Genomic DNA, 22,167 nt, shown 5'->3' with positions numbered 1-22,167 from the left:
ATAAAATAATATTGAAATATTTATGAAACTTGAGGGAAAAAGTATGAATTAAAGTTTACAAAGTTATGGTAATTTATGATATACTTATACTTGATACTTTAAGATTATTAAAGGTAAAAAATTCTAAAATTATTGAGGAATAATTTTAAATTGAGTTTAAAGATTTCTCATACTAATATTCGGAGCAAGGAGTATAAAATGAAAAAAATAATAGTAGATAGAATAGAAGGACATTTTATTGTATGTGAAGATGAAAAAGAAAATATTTTAGAATTAAAAAAAGATGACGTAATAGGTGACGTAAAAGAGGGGGATGTTTTAGTTAAAGGCAAAGATGGTAAGTTTTGCTTGGATAAAGCGCTTACAGAAAAAAGAAAAAAAGAAATAGAAGATTTGATGAAAGGTATGTGGGAATAGTAATGAGTTCTAGTAATACAAAGAAGAAATCATTCTTTTTAGATTGGATTATACCAATTTTAGCAGCTTTACTATTAGCAGCTTTGATTCATCAATTTTTATTGTTTAAGATAAAAGTTCCTACAGGATCAATGATGCCTACAGTAGAGATTGGTGATCAATTATTTGTTACTAAAATATATAATCCTAATAATATCAAAAGAGGAGATATAGTAGTTTTTAATTCTGATGAATTAAAAGAACCACTTTTAAAACGTGTCATTGGATTACCAGGTGAGCATGTTGAAATAAAAAGTGATGGTTCAGTTTATATAAATGGAAATAAACTTGAAGAAGACTATGTAAAATATCAAGGTGGAAAAACTGATATGTCTTTTGATGTTCCAAGTGGAAAGTTTTTAATGTTAGGTGACAATAGAAATAATAGTGATGATGCTAGATATTGGAGCAATCCTTATATAGATGGAAAAGACATAGAAGCAAAGGCACAGTTAACAGTATATCCTTTTGATAGAATAGGATTTGTAAAATAAACGTTAGAGAAGGAGGAATGATGTATGTTTAAAGATAAAAAAATGCTTAAATATATTGTCATATATAGTATTATAGCGTTTGGTATATTATTAACCTTTAATATGGTTAAAGATGAAATGCTATACGAAAAAGTAGATTATAGTACTTTCATGCAAATGTTAGATAAAAAAGAAGTTAAATCAGTAAACTTTTCAGGAAATCAAATTGAGATAACACCTTCAGATAGCAGTAATTTAAAAGGGAAAATCTTATATACAACTAATCCAGCAGTTGCTGGTATTACTCAACCAGAGTTAATTAAAGATTTAACTGTAGCTGGGGTAGAATTCAATGTAACTAAACCAGAAAACTATCAACTTTTAGGTTTATTAATGTCATGGGTTTTCCCATTAATACTTATATTCTTTGTTGGTAGAATGATGTTCTCTAAAATGAATAATAAAATGGGTGGCGGAGTAATGTCATTTGGTAAAAATAATGCTAAGCTTTATGCTGAAAATGAGACTGGAATAACATTTAAAGATGTTGCAGGTCAAGATGAAGCTAAAGAATCCTTAGTAGAAATTGTAGACTTTTTACATGATACAAGAAAATACGTAGAAATAGGAGCTAAGCTTCCAAAGGGTGCTTTATTAGTAGGGCCTCCAGGAACAGGTAAAACTTTACTTGCTAAGGCTGTTGCAGGGGAAGCAAAAGTACCATTTTTCTCTATGTCAGGTTCAGACTTCGTTGAGATGTTTGTAGGTATGGGAGCTGCGAGAGTAAGAGATTTATTCAAGCAAGCAGAAGAAAAAGCTCCATGTATAGTTTTCATAGATGAGATTGATGCTATTGGTAAGAGTAGAGATGGTGCTATTCAAGGAAATGATGAAAGAGAACAAACTCTTAACCAATTATTAACTGAGATGGATGGTTTTGATTCTTCAAAAGGAGTTGTTATTTTAGCAGCTACAAATAGACCAGAAGTTTTAGATAAAGCTTTATTAAGACCAGGTAGATTTGATAGAAGAATAATTGTTGATAGACCAGATTTAATAGGTAGAGAGGAAATATTAAAGGTTCACTCTAGAGACGTTAAATTATCAGATGATGTATCTTTAGAAGAAATAGCAAAATCTACTCCAGGTGCTGTTGGGGCAGACTTAGCAAACATAGTTAATGAGGCTGCTTTAAGAGCCGTAAAACATGGTAGAAAGTTTGTAATTCAAGAAGACTTAGACGAAGCTGTTGAAGTTATAATAGCGGGTCAAGAAAAGAGAGATAGAATACTTTCACCAAAAGAAAAGAAAATAGTTGCATATCATGAAGTAGGTCACGCATTAGTTGCAGCTTTATTAAATAATACTGACCCAGTTCATAAAATAACAATAGTTCCTAGAACAATGGGAGCTTTAGGATACACAATGCAACTTCCAGAGGAAGAAAAATACTTAGTATCTAAGGAAGAAATGATAGATCAAATATCAGTTATGCTTGGTGGTAGAGCAGCAGAGGAAGTAGTATTTAATAGTATAACTACTGGTGCATCAAATGATATTGAAAGAGCTACTCAATCAGCTAGAAATATGATAACTATTTATGGTATGAGTGAGAGATTTGATATGATGGCTTTAGAAGCTATGAGTAATAGATACTTAGATGGAAGACCAGTTAGAAACTGTTCAGAAACTACTGCTGCCATAGCTGATGAAGAAGTTTTACAAGTTATTAAAAAAGCTCATGAAAAATCAATTAAGATTTTAATTGAAAATAGAGAGTTATTAGATGAGATAACAGGTGTTCTTTTAGATAAAGAAACTATCATGGGTGACGAATTCATGGAAATAGTTTATGGTAAATATCCAGAAAAGAGAGAAGCTGATGAAAAGGCTAAGAAAGAAATTCAAAGTCTAAGAGAGCAAGCTTTAGCTAAGAGAAAAGAAAAAGAAGAAGCAATCAAAAAAGCTAGAGAAGAAGCATTAAGATTAGAAGAAGAGCAAAGAAAACAAGATGAATTAAAAGCTATGATCGAAGCTCAAGAAGAGGCTGCAAAATTAGCAAGAGCTAATAATGAAGCTAACAATGATGCTTTAGATTCATCTAAAGAAAATGAAGAAGTTAAATCTAATGTTAATGATGGAGCTACAGAAGAAAAGAAAGATGATAGCTCTACAAATAATAAAGTTGACGGTGAATAGAAATAAGGCGCATAAAAATATAGAAAAAAATATTTTCTATTTCACTTTTAGTGTTAGTTTAAAATAATATACACTATAATTTTATAAGATGATAAAATGTGCATGAAGTTAAAAATGCTTCATGCACTTTTTGACTTTTCATTTGTATTTTTAATGAGAGGAAAGTTAATGTTATAATTGGGTATAATGTAATAGAGAAAGTAAGAAAGGAAGATTCTAATGACTGATAAAAAAGATATAGAATTTTTAGTTGAAGAGAAAAAATTAGAGGAAGTTTCTAATATATTAAATGAAGAAATGCTTTCATATATAAATAAAAGAAAATTTGTAACACAATATATATTAGATTATAGAAAAAATGCAGTTGAAGAATATAAAGATGATGAAGATAAATTAATAGAGTACTTTGACCATGAAAGATATGTAAAAGAACAAGCCTTTACTACAATAGATAAAAAATTAAAGGAATTAACAATCTTAAAGGAATCACCTTACTTTGGAAGAGTTACTTTTAATGATTTAGAGTTTGATCAAAAGGATACTTTATATGTTGGTAGATTTGGAGTAACTCCAGAGGGAAGCTATGAGCCTGTAATAGTAGATTGGAGAGCCCCTGTGGCTTCACTTTTTTATCATGGTAGTTTAGGAGAAGCAAGTTATACATCACCAGATGGACCTATAAAATGTGATATAGAAGGTAGAAGACAGATTATAGTTAAAAAAGGAGAATTAAAGGGAGTTTTTGATTCAGCCATAGATGTAAAAGATGATATTTTACAAATGGTTCTAAGTAATAACAGTTCTGATAAGCTTAAAGATGTAATAATGACAATCCAACAAGAGCAAGATGAAATCATAAGAAAAGAGAGAACTTCTAATATAGTTGTAAATGGAGTAGCAGGTAGTGGTAAAACTACAATAGCTCTTCATAGAGTTGCATACCTTTTATATAACTATAGAAAAGAATTAGAAGATAAAGTTCTTATCTTAGGACCAAATGGTATATTTATGGAGTATATTTCACAAGTATTACCTAGTCTTGGGGAAGTAGGAGTAAAACAGGAGACTTTTGCTAGTTTTGCTTTAAAAGAAATGGATAGTGAATTATACATAATGAGTTTTGATAAGTATTTAGAAAAAATACTTTCAGAGGATAAAGAGTTTATAGAGGATGCTAAATATAAAAATTCATATGAGATAATTAAAGATTTAGATAACCTAGTAAAAGAAATGGATAAGGATTATTTCCATGTTGAAGATGTAAAATACTTTGGTGATTTAGTTATTTCAAAAGAAGAAATAGAAGAAATGTTTAATAAACATTATGAGTATATGCCTTTATTCAGAAGAAGTGAAAAAATTAAGAGAATAATATTATCTAAGATAAAGGATAAGAGAGACGAAAAAGTTTGGGAGCTTAATGAAGAATTAAGAAAAGAAAAGGAAAAATTAACTCCTGAAGAACTTTTAATTGAAGAAAATAACTTAGAATTTAGAAGAAAATTAAGAATAAGAGAAATTGTTAAGGAAGTAATGGATTCAAGAGCTAAGTTAGATAGTTGGATTTCAAGAGAAGATGTTTTAGATATCTATGATAGATTTAATGGAAATAAAAAAGAATATACAATAAATGATTTAGCACCAATATTATACTTAGCAATAAAATTAGAAGGTAAAAAAGCAACAAAAGATTATAGACATGTGGTTATAGATGAAGCTCAAGATTATTCACCACTTCAATTTAAGGTTGTAAGAGAATTAACAGGAACTAAGTATTTTACTGTTGTAGGAGACGTAAATCAAAGACTTATTAAATATTCAGACTTAGCTCCTATGATGGAACTAGGAAAAATATTTGATGATGTAAATCCAGATATTTATAACCTAAATAAAAGTTATAGAAGTACTTATGAAATAATGGAATATGCAAATAAATATCTTGATGAAGATAGAATAATTCCTATAGTTAGACATGGTAAACCAGTTGAGGAAATTGAATTCCATAATGATGAAGAACTTTCAGAAAGCATTATTGAGTCTTTAAAAGAATTTTCAAATGAAGGCTTAGAAAGTATTGCTATTATAACAAGGGACAAAGAAGAGTTAGAAAAGGTGTATAATCTTATAAGTAATAAAGTGCATTTAGTTAAGTTTGATAACGAAGATGTATTATATAAAGGTGGAAATGTTATAATACCATCTTACTTTGCAAAGGGATTAGAATTTGATGGGGTTATTATTGTAGATAATGGATCATTAAAGGATGAAAATGAAGATCTAATAAAATATATAATGAGTACTAGAGCGCTTCATAGATTAAAAGAAATACAATTTAAATAATTTTACTTTTTAAAAGGATTTTATAAAAATAGATTTTAATAAAAGTTACAAGCATATTTTGAGAGTTTTTAAACTAGATATTTTCATTATACTCTTTGTAACTTTTATTATTAAACTTTTATAAAATCCTTTTTGTTTTACTAAAGGAGATTAAGTTTTATTGCTGTATAAAATTTGTTTAACATAAGAATAAAATGTATAAAAACACAAAAGGGATATCTAGAATCAAATAATAAATTTGAAAATAAAATATATTAAAATTAATTAAATAACTAATGAATATGTTTTCTATATGAGTATATAGTTATAAAATGCTTATTAAAAATAATTTTATATTAAAAATCAACCTTTGCAATATATTTATATTAAAAAAAATATATTGCATTTTTATTCATTAATAATGTATAATTATTCAAGAAGAGAGCAATGAGCGAATAAATATTAGGGGGAATATATATGAAAAAGAATATATTTAAAAAGATATTGTCAGTGGCTATGATTGGAGGATTGACTTTAAGTTTAGCAGGATGTGGGGCAAAAACTGCTAAAGAAAATGGATCTAATGATAAGGTAGCTAAGATAAAAGAAAGTGGAAAATTAGTAGTTGGTCTTAGTGCTGATTATGCACCTTATGAATTCCATATAATTAAAGATGGAAAAGACCAAATCGTTGGGTTGGATATAGACATTGCAAAAGAGGTTGCTAAAAATCTTGGGGTTGATTTAGAAATTAAAGAGATGGAATTTGGGGCTATAATTCAATCTGTTAAAAATGGAATGATTGATATGGGGATTTCAGGAATAACTCCTGATGAAAAAAGAAAAGAAGCAGTAGATTTTTCAGATATTTATTATGAAGCAGAGCAAGGAATATTAATAAATAAAGATAATAAAGAATCTATAAAAGGAATTGGGGATTTAAAAGGAAAAAAAGTTGGGGCTCAAATGGGGTCTATTCAAGCAGAGATAGCTAAAGGAATAGAAGGAGCCGATGTTAAGCTTTTAGATAATGTAAATACTTTAATTTTAGAATTAAAAACTGGTAAGTTAGATGCTGTAATTACTGAACTTCCTGTTGCTAAAATAGCTTCAGAGGTTAATTCTGAGTTAGCTGTTGCAGATGAGGTGATTAAAAACTCAGAGGGTGGTTCAGCCATAGCAATACAAAAAGGAAATAAAGACTTAGTTGATGAAGTCAATTCTACAATTAAAGAGTTAAAAGAAAGTGGAAAGATAGATCAATTTACAAATGATGCTATTGAATTAGTTCCATATCAAAAGAAAGAAGAATAAAATTAATTTTAATAATTAGGGGGCAATACTATGGGGGGATTAGACTTCAGTTTTTTAAAAGAGTATTTTCCAGTATTTTTGGAAGGTGCTAAATGGACATTAATAATTTCAGCAATAACAGTTATTTTGGGAGCTTTATTAGGAACAATTTTATGCTTTATGAAACGTTCCAAATTTTCAATATTTAAAGTTAAAATTTTAAGGGTTATTTCTACTGCTTATGTAGAAGTTATAAGAGGAACACCTCTTTTATTACAAATATATATAGTTTATTTTGGATTACCTTCCTTTGGAATTCAATTAGAGGTTTTACCTTCATGTATTATTGCTATTTCCTTAAATTCAGCAGCTTATGTTTCAGAAATAATAAGAGCGGGGATAGATGCTGTTGATAAGGGACAATTAGAAGCCGCTAGAAGTTTAGGTATGACAGAAGGAATGGCTATGAGACTTATAATACTTCCTCAAGCTATAAAAAACATACTTCCTGCTATAGGAAATGAGTTTGTTGCCATAATAAAGGAATCATCTATGGCATCTACAATTGGAGTAGCAGAACTTATGTATTCATCAAAAATAGTTACAGGGGCTACTTATAAAGGTTTTGAACCACTTATTGTTATAGCAATGTTTTATTTTGTTATGACCTTTAGTTTAGGAAGAGTTATGTCTTATGTAGAAAAGAGGTTGAGTAAATCATGATAAATGTTAGAAATTTATATAAAAGTTTTGGTAAAAATGAAGTTTTAAAAGATATAAATGAAACAATAAAAAAGGGAGAAGTAGTAGTTATAATAGGGCCTTCAGGGTCAGGAAAAAGTACATTTTTAAGATGCTTAAATTTATTAGAGGAACCCACTTCAGGGGTAATTAATTTTGAAGGGGAAGATATAACAGATAAAAATGTTGATATAAATAAAATAAGAGAAAAGATGGGAATGGTTTTTCAACAATTTAATCTTTTCCCACATAAAACAGTTATGGAGAATTTAACAATAGGACCAACAAAAATAAAAAATATTTCTAATGGTGAAGCTATAAAAAAAGGAAGTGAATTATTAGAAAAGGTAGGTCTTTTAGATAAAAAGAATGTTTATCCCAATTCACTTTCAGGAGGACAAAAACAGAGAATAGCTATAGCAAGAGCTTTAGCTATGGAACCAGATGTTATGCTTTTTGATGAGCCAACATCTGCTTTGGACCCTGAAATGGTAGGAGAAGTTTTAGGAGTTATGAAGTCTTTAGCTAAAGATGGAATGACCATGGTTGTAGTAACCCATGAAATGGGCTTTGCAAAGGAAGTTGGAGATAGAATATTATTTATGGATGAAGGAAGAATAATTGAAGAAGGTACTCCAGAGGAGATATTTCAAAATCCTAAAAATTCAAGAACTAAAGATTTTCTATCAAAAGTTTTATAAATGCCTTTAAGAGATTAAATCTTAATAGATTTAATCTTTTAAATAAATTAATTAGTACAAAAAGAGGATGTAAAGAAAAAAATCTTTATGTCCTCTTTTGTATTTTAAAATAAAAATTAATTATTGAATAAATATTAATTATTTTTTAATGAAAATTTTACTGTAAATGTTATAATATTTAAGTAAATATTATATAGAAAGATAGTGAGGAAATTTTATGAAGGAAAAAGTAAAAAGCTTTTTAAAGTGTAACTGGGTTTTTATTTTCTTAGTGATAACACTTCAAATAAAATCAATGTTACTTTTATCAATGCTTAGAACCCCAGGGTCTAGAGGAATTAATTTTGATTTAATGTATTTTACTCCCCCTGCTTGGTGGGCTCATATAGCAATAGTTACGTTAATAGCGAGTTTTGTTTATCTATTTAAAGGTAAAGGAAGAATGTGGGCAGGTATAGTTATTGATATTCTAGTAACAATTTTATTCGTGGCTGATATTTGGTATTACAGAGTAAATGGAACTTTTTTATCAATAAGACATATAATTGAGCCAGGAATATTTAATCCTGTAGGAAAGAGCTTATTTAATTTAGCTAAAGTAGATGTAGTGTTCATAGTTGATTTTATAATATTATTTTTAGTTTATAACTTTACAGGTTTAAAAAAGGTTAAATATAAAAATAATATAAAAACTAGATTAATTGCATTTATATGCATTTTTGGAATAAGTGCAACAGTAATAGGGGTATCACACTACTATATAGATATTCAAAGAAAATCAGATAAAAGTTTTTTAAGAATATCATGGGCGCCTTTTCAAACAATTAGTGACTCAAGTCCATTAGGATATCATGGATATGATATTTATTATTATGCTAACAGAAAAGAAACTTTAACTGATACTCAAAAAAATGAAATTAAAGCTTGGTTTGATGAAAACAAAGAAGATTTACCAGATAACAAGTATAAAGGTATGCTTCAAGGAAAAAATGTTATAGCCTTGCAGGTTGAGTCTCTTGAAAACTTTGTTATAGGTAAAAAAGTTTATGGTCAAGAGATTACTCCAAACATAAATAAACTTTTAAAGAATAGTCTATATTTTGATAATATAAAAGAACAAAACAATTCAGGAACAAGTTCAGATTGCGATATAATGGTTAATACATCAATACTTCCTGTTAGAGAAGGAACTACAGTATTTGGTTATCCATGGGCTGAATATAATACTTTACAGAAAATATTAAAGAGTAATGGATATTCAACAGTTTCAACACATCCAGAGGTTCCTGGAAATTGGAACTGGGCAGAGGTTCATAAGGCATTTAAAGCTGATGAAATATGGGACGCTCATCAGTTTGATCAAAGTGAAATAATAGGACTTGGAATGTCAGATGAATCTTATTTAAGACAGGTTGGAGAAAGATTAAAGAGTCAAAAACAACCTTTCTATACATTCTTAGTAACATTAACAAGTCATGGACCATTTGATATGCCTAAGGATAAACAATATTTAAATTTACCAGAAGATTTAAATGAAAATATGTTAGGTGCATATTTCCAAAGTGTTAGATATACAGATGAAGCTATTGGAGAATTTATAAATCAATTAAAAGAAGAAGGTCTTTTAGACAATACTGTAATAATGATTTATGGAGATCATGGTGGAGTTCATAAATTCTACGAAGATAAAATAAAAGATGCTCCTTTAGAGGGAGATTGGTGGAAAGATGATGAAAAGGAAATACCTTTCTTAATATACAATCCAAGTATTAATGGAGAGACTATATCAAAAGAAGGTGGTCAAATAGATTTCTTACCAACTATAGCATACCTTTTAGGATTTAATAGAGATACTTTTGATAGTACAGCAATGGGAAGAGTATTAGTAAATACTAATAGAAATGCAAGCATATTAAATAATGGAGAAATAGTTGGGAATCCAACACCTGAAGAAAAAGCTCATCTAGAGAAATCATTTAATATTGCAGATATGATTATACAAGGAAATTATTTTAAAAATAATTAATTAAATTTAAAGCTATTAGCTATATTTTGATTAGGATTTAGCTAGTAGCTTTACATATGTTTTATTAGTTTTAATATTAGGAGGATAAGTTATTAGAAAGGTAACAATTATTTTGATTTAATTAAAATATTTAATACCTTCTTTCTATTAAAATGTAAAAAGTTTACTTGGTAATAGATTCAAAAAATGCAATAATAATAGAGTGATAACTAAATATTTATTTACTAATTATATTAGAAAGGAGAAGATTTATGGCTAAAAGTAATGGACTTTTAAGTAAAATAGGTGGATTCTTTAAAAAGTTTCCTTTAGAAATTTTATTTTATATTTTACTTGTATTTAAGATAACTGTTTTTTGTACAATGCTAAAAAGCAATAGTGGAATGGAGCTGAATTTAGGATTTGTATATGGATTAATAGATTATAAGATAATATATCTTTTATTCCCATTAATATTCATAAGTTTTGGATTTTTATTTAAAAGATGGGGAAAGTTTATTTATCTATATATTGTAGACTTAGGAATTTCAGCACTTTTAATTTTTGATTTACTTTATTACAGATTGTATGGAACTTTTCCATCAATAAAGTTTTTAATTTACCCAGATTTATTTAATCCTTTAAATAAGGATCTTATCTTCTTTAGAAGTAGAATGATATTATTTATAATAGACTTAGTATTATTACCTATACTTTACATATTATTTAGAAAGTATAATAAGGATTGGTATTTTGGAAAGGTAAAATATAGAGTTATAGCATTTTTATTAACATTCTTAGTACCAAGTGGATGTGTTTTAGGAAAATACTATTTATATGATGTTAAGGATATAACTAATGGAGAAAAAGGATTTTTAAGGGTTGCTTGGACACCAACTAGTGGAATTTTCAGAGCTACTCCTTTAGGATATCATTTCTTTGATATTTATAAGACCTTAGTTCTTGATAAGGATATAAAATTAAGCAATGAAGAAAAACAAGAAGTTAAAAATTGGCTTGATGCAAATTATGAAAACTTACCAGACAATCAATATAAAGGAGAATTAAAAGGCAAAAACTTAGTTGTTTTACAAATTGAATCTTTAGAAGATTTTGTTATAAATAAAAAAATTGATGGACAGGAGATAACTCCTACATTAAATTCAATACTAAAGAATTCATATTATTTCCCTAATATTTATGAAGAAAACTTAACTGGATTTAGTTCAGATGCAGATTTAATGGTTAATACAGGTATGTTACCAATAACTAATACTGCTACATCTTTTGCTTATCCAAGTAGAACTTTAACAACATTGCCATCTATATTAGAAAAGAATGGTTATACTACAGTTTCAGCTCATCCAGAAGTAGCTGGAAGTTGGAATTGGGGGGAAGTACACCACAGTTTACTAAAATTCCAAAATTCATATACATTATATGACTTTAATGAAGATGAAATAATTGGATTAGGAATTTCAGATAAGAGTTACTTAACTCAATTAGCTACTAAGGCTGGGGATTTAAAACAACCATTCTATCTATTTACTGTTACTTTAACAAATCATGGTCCTTTTGAGATTGATGATGCACATACAACAATAAAAATACCTAGTGAAATAGAAGGAACTCTTATAGGACAATACTTTAAAACAGTAAGATATACAGATGAAGCTATTAAAATGTTTATGGACAAACTAAAAGAAGAAGGAAGATTTGATGATACTGTATTTGTTATATATGGTGATCATGCTGGTCCAAATAAATATTATAAAGATCAATTAAAAGATGTTAATTTTGACGGTAACTATTGGAAGCTTAATGAGAAAAAAGTACCACTTATAATCTATAATCCATCAATACAAGGAAAAACAATAGAAACTAAGGGTGGACTTATAGATGTTATGCCAACAGTTTCATATCTTTTAGGTGTTAATGATGGCAGCTTAAGAAATGTAATAGGAAGAAATCTTTTAAATACAAATAGAAATATAGTAGCACTTCCAGATGGTGAAGTAGCAGGAGAAGCTAAATCTCAAGATGAGTTAAATCATGTTAAGAAATCTTATGATATATCAACTAAGATAATAAGATCAGATTATTTTAAAAATAATTAATAAGAAGGAGACTTTGAAAAAATAAGTTTTAAATATTTTTAATATAAGTTCTCAAGTTTGTATAAAAAAAGTAGCTATGAAAATTCATAGCTACTTTCTCTTTTAACAAGTAAAATCTTTATCAATAGTTATTATGCAGTTATATTGAGGGTGAGTTTCTTTAACAGCTTTTATAATTTCTTCTTTAAGCTCACTTTCAGACATAACTTTTCTTAGTTTTTCTGGGTTAACAACAATATCGAATATAAGATTTTTCTTGTTACCATGACCAACAATTCTAAAATCATGCATTGATTCTATTAGTGGATTATATTTGATTATTTTGTCTATTTCTTCTTTAGCCTGTTTTATTTCATCATCTTCTAAACAAATAGGGTCCATATGAATTACTAGATAAATCTTTAGTTTTTTAGAAATTTCTCTTTCAGCCATATCTATGATATCGTGTATTTTCATAACATTTATGTCAGAAGGTATTTCTGCATGAATTGAAGCCATACATTTACCTACACCATAGTTATGAATTATAAGATCGTGAACTCCTATTATATGATCATATGATAAAACCATTTCTCTAATATTTTTAGCAAGCTCTGGATCAGGTGCTTCTCCTAAAAGTGGATTTATAGTCTCTTTTACTAAAGTAAATCCAGCATATAAAATAGCTAAGGAAACAATAACACCTATATATCCATCAATAGGGAAAGTAGTAAATTTTGCAGCTAAAAATGATATAACAACACATGTTGAAGTAAATACATCCCCTAAAGCATCAACTGAAGCAGCCTTAAGAGCTGAAGAATTTATTCTGTTACCTGTTAATTTATTAAATCTACTTAACCAAAATTTAAAGAATATTGATACTACAAGTAGAATAAAAGGAATTACTTCAAAGGTTACAGGTGTTGGATTAAGAATTCTTTCAATTGATGACTTGGTGAATTGAAAACCTACTAACATTACCATGAATGCTACGATTAGAGCTGAAATATATTCAATTCTACCATGTCCAAATGGATGTTCTTTATCAGCTGGCATTTTAGCTAATTTAAAACCTATCATGGTTATTACAGAAGAGCCAGCATCAGATAAGTTATTAAAGGCGTCTGCTGTTATAGCTATACTTGCTGAAATTAATCCTACAGAAAATTTTATTAAGAATAAAATTATATTAACAATTATTCCAACTATACTAGCTAAGTACCCATAAGAACTTCTAACACTTTCATTTTCTGTGTTTTTGTAATCCTTAATGAAGGTTTTTATTATAAGATTTGAAAACATATTAATCATCTCTCCATTTTTATTAAGTTTTAAATTAAGTTTATATTAAATTAAAAAATAATTATTATAGTTGATTTAAAAAAATAAAACCTAGAAGTTATATAAATTTATTCAACTAAATCTCATTATATTATATCATAATATTTTATATTGAAAAATATTGAAATAGAATATAAAATAATAAGCAAATTGGGGAATTTTTAATATAGGGAAATTATGAAATATAGGAGAGAAAAAGACATATGAATAGAAGAAAAATAAGTGCTTTATTACTGTCGTGTACTTTAGCTATGAATATTTCAAGCTTTAATGAAATTGTTCTAGCAGATGAAAATAAGGGAGAAGAAGTTCAAAAGGAAAGTCATAATGAAAGTAATTGTATAGCTGGGGATTACCATGAAGTTAATAATGGAAATGCAAAAAATACAGAGAACACACCTGTTATAAATGGAATAAAAGTAAACAAACAATTGATAGATATAAATTATTCTCAAGGAGTTACTATAAATCCAAAATATATAGTTATACATGATACTGATAATAGACAAGCTGGTGCTAATGCTATGGCTAATAGAAATTACTTTGCAAATCATCCAAATGCTAAAGCATCAGCACATTATATAATTGATGAAGGCAATATTATTCAAGCTTTAGAAGATACTTGGAAGGGGTGGCATGTTGGAGATGGTAATAATCCCAATATAAATAATTCCACAACTATTGCTATAGAACTATGTGTTAATAAGGAAAATGATTTTGATAAAACTTTAGAAAATGGAATTGAATTAACAAAATATCTAATGAATAAATACAATATACCAGCAGAAAACGTTGTTATGCATAGAGATGCAAGTGGAAAAACATGTTCAAGGATGATGATTGAAGATAGACCAAGTTTATGGCCTTATTTTAAAGAGAGAATTTCTGGTGGAGATGGAAGCTTAGAAGATGACGGGTTAAAACCTAAAATGCAGGGAAAAGTTACTAATGCTTCTGTTCTTAATGTGAGAGAGAGTCCAAGTACTTCAGGAAGAATAGTTCACAAATTAAATAGAAATCAAGTGGTAGGAATATATGAAGAGTTAAATGGATGGTACAAAATTGACTATATAGATGGAGTTAAAAAGAAGTATGGATATGTAAGTAAGGATTATATATCAATAATTAATGAAAATCCTGAGGATGAAGAAACTAATGGGGATATTGAAATAGAAAAACCATCTGTATCAGCAAATAAGAAAGGGATAGTAAAAGTAAATAGTGCCTTAAATATGAGAAGCGGTCCAGGAAGCAATTACGGAGTAATAGGAACTTTATGTAATAATGATGAGGTAGAAATTATCAAAGAAGTTGATGGATGGTATGAAATAAAGTTTAATGGAAAAAGTGGATATGTATCAAGCCAATACATAAAAGTAGTAGATAACGAGTCAAATGAAGAAAAACCATCTGTATCATTAAATAAACAAGGGGTAGTAAAGGTAAATAGTGCTTTAAATATGAGAAGTGGCCCAGGAAGTAATTACGGAGTAATAGGAACTTTACGTAATAATGATAAGGTAGAGATAATTAAAGAAGTAGATGGCTGGTATGAAATAAAATTCAATGGTAAGGTTGGATATGCTTCAAAGTCATATATAACTATAGTCAATGAAGGATCTAATAATGGAACTGAGAGTGAAATTAAAGAAGGAACTGTATATGGGGTAAGTACAAATCTAAATGTTAGAACTGGTCCAGGAACTTCATATCAAGTTATTGGATACTTATTATCAGGAGATAAAGTTAAAATTTTAGGAGAGGAAAATGGTTGGTATAAGGTTCAATTTAATGCTAGTACAGGTACTAAGAATGGATATGTAAGTAAAGATTATATTAAGGTTTAATTAGTTGTGAATATATTTAAATAGTGTAAATTTTTGAATAAAGGAAGTACTTTTTGGATAACTTTAAGATTTTGTTAATTATGGATTTTGTGGTAAAGTATAATTAAAAGTATCTATTTTATACAGAAAGGTGAGATACATATGGAAAAAGTTATTGCAAATGAATTAATTAATTTTTTATATGAAAGTCCAACAGCTTTTCATGCAGTAAAGAATGTTAAGGACACTTTAGAATTTGAAGGCTTTAAAGAATTAAAAGAGGCTGATAGATGGAACTTAGAAGTAGAAGGAAAGTATTTTGTAACTAAAAATGATTCAGCTTTAATTGCTTTTAGAGTTGGTAAAGGTGATATTGCTGAAAATGGATTTAAAATAATTGGTGCTCATACTGATTCACCAGGATTTAGAATAAAACCAAATCCAGAGATTACAGTTGAAAATACTTATGTAAAATTAAATACAGAAGTTTACGGAGGACCAATACTAAATACTTGGTTTGATAGACCACTAGCTTTAGCTGGAAGAGTATCCTTAGTAAGTAAAAATCCATTAAAACCAGTAAATAAGATAGTTAATATAAATAGACCTATACTTATAATTCCAAACTTAGCTATTCATATGAATAGAGAAGTTAATGAGGGATATAAAATAAATAGACAAAAGGATACATTACCTTTATTATCACTTGTTAATGAAACTTTAGAAAAAGGTAATTATTTAGTTGAACTTTTAGCAAAAGAATTATATTGTGAAAAAGAGGATATTCTTGATTTTGAATTATATCCATATGAATATGAAAAAGGTTGCTTAATGGGATTAAATGAAGAGTTTATATCTTCAGGAAGATTAGATGATTTATCAATGGTTCATGCAGGTATTAAAGCATTAATGGATGCTGAGGTATCACAAGCTACTAATGTAATGGTATGTTTTGATAATGAAGAGGTTGGAAGTGCTACTAAACAAGGTGGAGATTCAGATTTCTTAAAAACAATATTAGAAAGAATAGTTCTAGCTTTAGGTAAAGATAGAGAGGATTTCTTAAGATCATTATCAGAATCATTTATGATTTCAGCAGATTTAGCTCATGCTGTTCATCCAAATTTAGGAGAAAAACACGATCCTGTAGTTAGACCTGTTTTAGGAAAAGGACCTGTAATAAAAATAGCAGCATCACAAAGCTATACAAGTGATAGTGATTCATCGGCTGTTTATGAAATGATATGTAGAAATGCAGGGGTTAATGTTCAAAAGTTTGTTAATAGATCAGATATGAGAGGTGGTTCAACTATAGGACCAATATCATCAACTCATTTACCAATAAGATCAGTTGACATGGGAACTCCAATATTAGCAATGCATTCAATAAGAGAGTTTGGTGCTGTTAAAGATCATTTTGATTGTATAAAGTCATTCACTGAATTCTTTAGAATTTAGTCTATTAATAATTTTCAATATATTTAGTTAATATAATTTTTATTAATTATAATAAAAGTGGGATGTAGAAATTTACATCCCATTTTTTATATTTAAATATCATCGTCATCTAGCATATCGCCTTCTATATAGTCAAATTCACTATAGGATATATTGTTACAAACTATGTCATCTTCTAATGGGTTTGGCAATTTAGTATAAGTTTTACCAGTTTTAGAATAAGAAACTAAATCATGTTTTTCTGGACTATAAAAGTCTCTATCTCTTGGAGGATATTTTTTACTCATATTTATTTCCCCTTTCAAATTTAAATTTTGAGTTTTGTTTTAGATTAATGATTTAATTTAAATTAGATAAATTAAAGTTACATTAATAAAAACAAATTATTAATATAGCTATAAATTAGAGTTTTAATCTCTAAATTTTTAGCTTAAATTTATTTTCCCCAAAATAAATTTAGTTATTAAGTTAAAATTAGAGTTTGCTTGGTAATTAGTATAGTTTTAGGAAACCTATGTGTTATTTTGTTAAAACTATTATTAATAAGTTTTAAGTAGCTTATATTTATTTAAAGTGGAATTAATAAAGTTGAAAAAAGAAATACTATACTTTAGGATGGTATAATAAGAAGAAAAAATAGATAATACACAGTTGGAAGTTTGGAGGGAGAATTTAATTATGTCATATAAATTAATATGTATAGATATGGATGGAACATTATTAAATAATAAACATGAAATTAGTGAAAGAAATAAAGAGGCTATAAAAAAAGCTACAGAGAGAGGCGTAAAGGTAGCTGTAACAACAGGTAGATTATTTGCCTCAGCTAAATATTATGCAGGACTTTTAGGAGTTAAAACACCTATAATATCATGTAATGGTGCTTTTATAAGAGAAAAGGATGAAGATAAAGTAATATATGAATCTGTTTTAAATGAGGATCAACTAGATAGAATATATGATGTCATAAAAAAATATGATATTAATATGGCCTATTTTAATACACCAAACACTGTAATCTCTGAAAAGATTGTTCCAGAAGAGCATGGCTATAAGGTTATGAATAAAATGATGGGAGAATCAAAGGAAAAGGTAATGTTTTCAGAAGGAATAGATTTTAAAGAAGCTTTTAAAACTTATGGGAAACATATACTTAAGGCTATTTGTATAGAAAATGATAGTAATAAGCTTGAAGATTTATTTAAGGCAAAAGAAGAATTGAAAAAATATGAAGATTTAGAAGTTGTAAGTTCTTCACCAAGTAACTTTGAAGTAATGAATAAAGGTACTTCAAAAGGACGTGCCGTAAAAGTTTTAGCTGATATATTAAATATAAACAGGGAAGAGATTATGTGTTTAGGAGATAGTGAAAATGATCTTAGTATGATAGAATTTGCTGGACTTGGAGTAGCTATGGGAAATGCAGAAGAATTTTTAAAAGAAAAAGCTGATTACATAACAGATACAAATGAAAATGATGGAGTAGCTAAGGCTATAGAAAAGTTTGTATTAGATTAATTTAACCATATTTTTTATAATATAGAAGATATTAATTTTATATAAGATTAAATAAAAAGTTAAGTTTTTTTATTTAGTATTTTAAAAATATTTTCTTAAATAAATAGAGACTAAAATCGTAAAATTTAGGATTTTAGTCTCTTTATTTTCATAAAAATTTATGTTGCAAAGTAGAAGCTTTCTATAAATTTCTCTATATTATTTATTTTATTCCTTTGTTGTGGTTGTTTTGGATTCTTTTTTTGTTATGGTAGAAGAACCATTTTTAGTTGTAGTGGTAGTTGTAGTAGTGGTTGTCACCACTGTTGTAACAATAGTAGTGGAATCATCTAAATTTTTATCTTCTTTTGATAAAGCTGGTTTAAATGGCCACCAATTTGCCTTTCCAAATATTTTTACCATTGCTGGAATAAATAGAGGAAGAACAAAGACAACATATAAAAGTATGCCTGTTAGAACCACCATGGAAATTTCAATTAAGGATAATACTCCAGATGGAAGTAAGGCTGCAAAGGTACCACTAAGGATTATTACGGCAGATATTATTACTCCACCCATACTTTTCATTGTTCTTATTATACGTTCTTTTATAGAACCATTAAGATCTTGGTTAAATCTTGTCATTATAAATATTGAATAATCTATACCTAAAGCCATTAAAACTACAAAACCAAAGAATGATGTTATCCATGATATACCTGGATATCCCATGATTTTAGTGACAACAAATTGTATTACGCTTATTGAAGTAAAATAAGTTAGTAATAAAGAAATCATTAAGTAAATTGGCATTGTTAAAGATCTTAATATAATAATTAAGGTAATAAATACTCCAACTATTACAAATATTAAAGCTTTATCATAATCAGAGTCAGCCATCCTTTTAGTTTCGTATGTTGTACTAGCCATTCCACCAATACCTATATTAGCGTTTTCTAACTTAGTTCCTTTAACTCCATCTTGAACAAGAGATTTAAGATTAGGAATTTCATTAACTGCTTCATTGGAATAAGGATTCTTTGTAGTAATTACATTTATTACTGCTAATTTACCATCTGAGCTCATATATTGATTTAGGGATTTTTTAAATTCATCATTACTAAATACCTCAATTGGAACACAAATTCCTGAAAGATTATAAGATAGATTTGACCAATCATTTATAAATCCGTTAGCATACTTAAGACCATTTTGAATTTCAGTTAATCCATTAGAACCAGCCTCAAGTCCATTAGATAATTCATTTATTTGGCCAGAAAATTCTTTGAAACCATCTTGGATTTTAGATTGACCATTAGCTATTTGGTTTAAGGCATTTGAAATTTCAGGAACTTTAGATGAAATTTCTTCTCCCCCTGCTAAGGATTTGCCAAGACCACTATCTAAAGCCTTTAATCCATTTTCAATTTCAGAAATTCCAGAATTAAATTTATCTAAATCATTTATTACAGTATCCTTTTTACTATTTAAAGTGTTTATTAAAACTTTTAATGCACCTATGCTTTCATTTATTGCTTTAATCTCTGGAGTATTATTAAAAGTTCCTTGTAAATTATTAGAGTTATTATTTAAATTATTAATATCATCAGAGAATTTTTTGAAATTTTCATCATTTAAAACCTCTGGATGTGACTTTGAATATTCACTTAAATGAGAATTCAATGATGAAAGAGATTCTTTAAGTTTACTAGTATCTACATTAACTGAATTTGGATTACCTGTTAAGGAACCAATTTTGTTTAAATTTTCAAGAACATCATTAGCAGAATTAACTATGGCACTATAATCTTCTTCAAGTTGAGATTTACTTAGTTTTAAAGAATTAACTTTATCTAAGGCACCGTCTATGGAATCTTTTAATTCTGTGGCACCATTATGTTCTTCACGAATACTTTCCACAAGTTTATTAAGAGCACTTTGAAGTTCAGAAACCCCAGTTTCAGTTTTTTTAGTACCTTCTTGAAGCTTAGCTGTACCTTCTTCAGCCCCTTTTAACTTGCTTTTTGATGAATCTATTTTTTTACTAGCATCACTTAATCCTTCATTTATTTTGTTTAATCCATTATTTGCTTTATCTATACCTTGTGAAACTTGACCAGCTTGGTCATTTACATAAATTTCATCAAGACGAACTCCTGTTGGTCTAGTAACACTTAATACTGATTTTATATCATTACTAGAGTTTTGTAGATTATTAGAAAGTTTTTCTATTAAGGCTACATATTCAGGCTTTCTCATATCATCATCATTTTCTATGTATATTGAAACAGGAGATGCTTGTCCTATACCAAAGTCATCTGCTATTATATTAAATCCTTCCTTAGCAGAGTAAGTATCCCCAATTTCATTTAAATTGTTAAATGATTGATGAAAGTTATTAAATAAAATAGGAAGTAAAAGTATGGTGAATATAGCTCCAAGTATAGGAATTGGTTTACTAAATGCTTTATTAGCTAACTTAGCCCAAAGTCTATTTTCTTCTGCTTTAAAGGTTCCTTTAACAGGCCAAAAAATATTCTTTCCTAATATAATCATTACTGCTGGGAAAATTGTAAATAAGGCTGCAATTAAAAATAATATACCAATTGCTACAGCTACGGCACTTCTATATAAATTAAATCCAATAAAATTTAAGGATGCAAAAACAACAAACACTGGAGTAGCACTAGATAAAACTGTTTTACCAGCAGTTTTAAAGGTTATTTTTACAGAATCAAGTCTATTATTTCCATTAGCTAATTCCTCTTTAAATCTATTAAGTAGCAAAATAGAGTAATCAGTTCCAATACCGAACATTATACAAATCATAAATATTTGAGTGTAGTTTGAAAGAGGAAAATTAAACTTATCTGCTAAAATCCCAACAACAGATTGAGCTCCTAAATAACTTATTCCTACAGTAAGTAAAGGAATAAATGGAGTAACTACTGATTTAAACAATAATATAAGGACTATGAATATAAATATTACAGTTATTGTTTGAGTTTTATTTAGTCCTTTTTGTGCAGCCACATTAACATCATTCTCTATAAGACTTTGTCCTGTAACATAGGTTTCAACCCCTGGAGTTTTTAATTCATCATTTAAAGTTTTTTCTATTGTACTTACAGAGGAATCCTTTGGATTTACTGTCATTAAGGCTATAATAGTTTTACCATTTTCAGAGTTAAGTTGATTTTTTAGCTGAGGAGTATCAAAACTATCATTTATACTTTGAATATAATCACTATTTTCTTTTGATTTCAATCTATCAATAGTATCCTTTATATTTTTTAGATTTTCATCTGTTAATTTATTACTTGAGTGAAAAACAGCTATATAGCTATCTTTGCTATTAAATTTATTATCTGATTGGAGTATGTCTGAAATTTTAGAAGAATAATCATCAGGTAATTGTATTCCTCCTTTTTCACTAACTAGCTTTGATAGGGAAGGGGCAGTTAAAAATAAAAATGCTACAACTGCACACCATATTATTAAAATAAAAAAGCTAAGTGGTTTATTAAGTTTAATCTTTTTAAGTATATTATCTTTCATATATTCCCTTCTTTCTTTTACCACTTTAATTAACTTAGTTAATAAAAAATTAATAATTTCATTAAGTTTTTTAGATTTGTTTTAAATTAAATTTCACTTAAGATATAAGATATTATTTAATTAAAAGTAATGTTGCTATAAATTTATCATAGCACATATTTAGTTTAAATATGAACTAAATGTTAACTTGTTAAATGCAAA

15 protein-coding genes are annotated in these 22,167 nt (G+C 27.8%); 12 read left to right on the top strand and 3 right to left on the bottom strand.

Annotated elements, in window-relative coordinates; translation table 11 throughout:
* The first annotated feature begins 198 nt into the window (after nt 1–198).
* The 9 genes from I6G60_RS13490 (at nt 199) to I6G60_RS13450 (ending at nt 12,304) form a co-directional block, all read left to right on the top strand.
* Entirely contained in the window at nt 199–417 is a 219-nt protein-coding gene (locus I6G60_RS13490) for a DUF3006 domain-containing protein (RefSeq protein WP_003460209.1), read from the top strand.
* A 2-nt stretch (nt 418–419) separates the two neighbouring features.
* Nucleotides 420–950, top strand: coding sequence for a signal peptidase I (gene lepB, locus I6G60_RS13485; protein ID WP_003460206.1), 531 nt, complete (start codon nt 420–422; stop codon nt 948–950).
* Between the two features lie 24 nt (nt 951–974).
* On the top strand, nt 975–3,128 hold the full coding sequence (gene ftsH / locus I6G60_RS13480; RefSeq protein ID WP_011590264.1) for an ATP-dependent zinc metalloprotease FtsH: 2,154 nt from the start codon (nt 975–977) through the stop codon (nt 3,126–3,128).
* 219 nt (nt 3,129–3,347) lie between these two features.
* Nucleotides 3,348–5,468: a HelD family protein gene (locus I6G60_RS13475; RefSeq protein WP_011590265.1), complete on the top strand. Its 2,121-nt coding sequence runs from the start codon at nt 3,348–3,350 to the stop codon at nt 5,466–5,468.
* A 456-nt stretch (nt 5,469–5,924) separates the two neighbouring features.
* A complete protein-coding gene (locus I6G60_RS13470) occupies nt 5,925–6,761 on the top strand; it encodes an ABC transporter substrate-binding protein (RefSeq protein WP_011590266.1) in 837 nt (278 codons plus the stop codon).
* A gap of 30 nt (nt 6,762–6,791) precedes the next feature.
* Entirely contained in the window at nt 6,792–7,463 is a 672-nt protein-coding gene (locus tag I6G60_RS13465) for an amino acid ABC transporter permease (RefSeq protein WP_003476881.1), read from the top strand.
* The gene (locus tag I6G60_RS13460) at nt 7,460–8,182 is read left to right on the top strand and encodes an amino acid ABC transporter ATP-binding protein (RefSeq protein WP_004458356.1); all 723 of its coding nucleotides are present in this window, start codon (nt 7,460–7,462) and stop codon (nt 8,180–8,182) included. The genes I6G60_RS13465 and I6G60_RS13460 overlap by 4 nt, the downstream gene beginning before the upstream one ends.
* A gap of 217 nt (nt 8,183–8,399) precedes the next feature.
* Complete coding sequence (locus I6G60_RS13455) at nt 8,400–10,208, top strand: LTA synthase family protein (RefSeq protein ID WP_197925422.1); 1,809 nt, start codon at nt 8,400–8,402, stop codon at nt 10,206–10,208.
* Between the two features lie 251 nt (nt 10,209–10,459).
* On the top strand, nt 10,460–12,304 hold the full coding sequence (locus I6G60_RS13450; RefSeq protein ID WP_004459683.1) for an LTA synthase family protein: 1,845 nt from the start codon (nt 10,460–10,462) through the stop codon (nt 12,302–12,304).
* A gap of 102 nt (nt 12,305–12,406) precedes the next feature.
* Here I6G60_RS13450 and I6G60_RS13445 read toward each other — a convergent pair whose 3' ends face one another.
* Complete coding sequence (locus tag I6G60_RS13445) at nt 12,407–13,588, bottom strand: cation diffusion facilitator family transporter (protein ID WP_003448713.1); 1,182 nt, start codon at nt 13,586–13,588, stop codon at nt 12,407–12,409.
* A 242-nt stretch (nt 13,589–13,830) separates the two neighbouring features.
* On the opposite strand from I6G60_RS13445, the gene I6G60_RS13440 reads away from it, so the two are divergent.
* Nucleotides 13,831–15,474 carry an SH3 domain-containing protein gene (locus I6G60_RS13440; protein ID WP_110078127.1) on the top strand — a complete coding sequence of 548 codons (1,644 nt, stop codon included), beginning with the start codon at nt 13,831–13,833 and terminating at the stop codon, nt 15,472–15,474.
* A gap of 135 nt (nt 15,475–15,609) precedes the next feature.
* Nucleotides 15,610–16,911, top strand: a complete 1,302-nt coding sequence (locus I6G60_RS13435; RefSeq protein ID WP_369866388.1) for a M18 family aminopeptidase — start codon at nt 15,610–15,612, stop codon at nt 16,909–16,911.
* 92 nt (nt 16,912–17,003) lie between these two features.
* Here the strand turns inward: I6G60_RS13435 and I6G60_RS13430 are convergent, their stop codons facing one another.
* Entirely contained in the window at nt 17,004–17,198 is a 195-nt protein-coding gene (locus tag I6G60_RS13430) for a hypothetical protein (RefSeq protein WP_003448762.1), read from the bottom strand.
* A 391-nt stretch (nt 17,199–17,589) separates the two neighbouring features.
* On the opposite strand from I6G60_RS13430, the gene I6G60_RS13425 reads away from it, so the two are divergent.
* Nucleotides 17,590–18,429: a Cof-type HAD-IIB family hydrolase gene (locus tag I6G60_RS13425; RefSeq protein WP_003460189.1), complete on the top strand. Its 840-nt coding sequence runs from the start codon at nt 17,590–17,592 to the stop codon at nt 18,427–18,429.
* A gap of 207 nt (nt 18,430–18,636) precedes the next feature.
* On the opposite strand, the gene I6G60_RS13420 is transcribed toward I6G60_RS13425, so the two are convergent.
* Nucleotides 18,637–21,966 carry an MMPL family transporter gene (locus I6G60_RS13420; RefSeq protein WP_138329539.1) on the bottom strand — a complete coding sequence of 1,110 codons (3,330 nt, stop codon included), beginning with the start codon at nt 21,964–21,966 and terminating at the stop codon, nt 18,637–18,639.
* Nucleotides 21,967–22,167 lie beyond the last annotated feature (201 nt).

The organism is Clostridium perfringens (assembly GCF_016027375.1).
GTDB classification, from domain to species: Bacteria; Bacillota; Clostridia; order Clostridiales; family Clostridiaceae; genus Sarcina; species Sarcina perfringens.
The sequence above is the reverse complement of the archived record's forward strand: the minus strand, read 5'-3'. Positions and strand labels throughout refer to the sequence as shown.